The organism is Komagataeibacter sp. FXV3, from assembly GCF_015155755.1.
Lineage (GTDB): Bacteria > Pseudomonadota > Alphaproteobacteria > Acetobacterales > Acetobacteraceae > Komagataeibacter.
The window spans coordinates 1-1,549 of sequence record NZ_VWPI01000189.1; the positions used below are offsets into that span (position 1 = coordinate 1).

Here is a 1,549-nt window from a genome sequence, read left to right on the forward strand (position 1 = left end):
CGTTCGTCCGGCCAGCGGCGACGGCGTTCAACGCCAATCAGGATTTCCTGAGCCATATTTACCTCCCGAACGACGTCAATAACGACGTCGTTAACGACGGTAAGTTACCAGTCACAATCCTCAGTCATAAGGCGGCCTCAAGCGGCCGATTACGAAAAATCAGCTTCCAGCTCTACAAAAACAGAAACATCATTGAACGCTTCTGCGCCAGGCTGAAGCAGTTCAGAGGCATTGCAACACGCTACGACAAGCTGAAGTCAACATTCCTCGCAGCAGTGCAACTCGTTTCCGCCATCAGCGGAATTAACTGACGACACGCCGTAGGGTTTAAAAGATATGCATGGGGCCATTAATGCAAATGGCCCCATTAACGTATTGAAAATTCAGTTTTCAGAAGAAACGTACATTTCAAAATTTCCCTCTACAATATTGTAAGTATGCCCAGACAGATCAAAAAACAGACGGTCATCATTAATGGAAAGGTTGGAAAAAAACAAAATTTTGCAGAAATTTCCTAAAATATAAGATAAATCCAGAAATTCATATGAATATAATAAAACATAGTCTGTATCATATTTCACAATACCCTTACTTATTTTTATAAGATCATCATTTTTTATATTGCATGTTTTCATATATATTACTTTAATATTAAAATTATCTCCAAATATTTCTTCTACATAATTTATTTTATTGTCTTTATCATGAACAATTATTATATTTTTCTTATTTTTTTTATCATATTCTCCATGTCTCCAAATTTTTTTGCGACGAGGAGGAAACGAAAGCTGATACAGTTGTGAAAAACTAAGATTATCATTATAATATGGGTCGGAAAGTTTATAATATTGGGATTTTTCTTTTATGTATTCCAATTCACTACGATATGTATTTATCTTATCCGACGTCAGATCGAGACCTCTGGATATAGATTCATAATGCACAAACAATGGGTTGGAAATTACTATATTTCTATATCCATGTTCTTTTGATCGAATGCACAACAGTATATCATTAAATGCAATTTCCAGATTTTCATCAAACCCATTTATATGGCTAAATACATCTCGTCGAAGCGCCATGCATGCACCAGTGACTGCCAAGACCTCACGCGAAGCATTCATTAAACCCATATAACCAGGATCCTGTGCCTTTAAGCCAAGCCCAGCATGTTGCGCAAAATTTTGACCGCCTACAACACATCCGTTATGTTGAACGCGTCCGTTTCCATATAAAAGTTTACATCCTACGACACCGACATCTTTTTTGCATAGTAAACGCTGTATCTGGGCAATCCAAGATCCGTCTAATAATTTAGTATCATCATTAAGAAATACGACTATATCTCCACTGGATTTAGAAAAACCTAAATTATTTATTAAAGAATAATTAAATTTTTCCTTATATTCTAATATTTTTATATTTACCTTTTTTTGTAATTTACGGAAAAATTTTTCAGGAACCCCACTTTCGGATCCATTGTTAATAATAACAAATTCTATTAAATTAAGTGGGTATTCTGTTTTTTCTAATATGCTTTTTACACATC

2 protein-coding genes are annotated in these 1,549 nt (G+C 35.1%); one reads left to right on the plus strand and one right to left on the minus strand.

Features of this window, described 5'->3' with window-relative positions:
• Nucleotides 1-311 (plus strand): transposase (locus F1542_RS17290; RefSeq protein WP_227672839.1); only part of this gene is annotated, 311 nt, incomplete at its 5' end.
• Nucleotides 312-383: 72 nt separating this feature from the next.
• On the opposite strand, the gene F1542_RS16855 is transcribed toward F1542_RS17290, so the two are convergent.
• Nucleotides 384-1,549 (minus strand): glycosyltransferase family 2 protein (locus F1542_RS16855; RefSeq protein ID WP_193734007.1); only part of this gene is annotated, 1,166 nt, incomplete at its 5' end.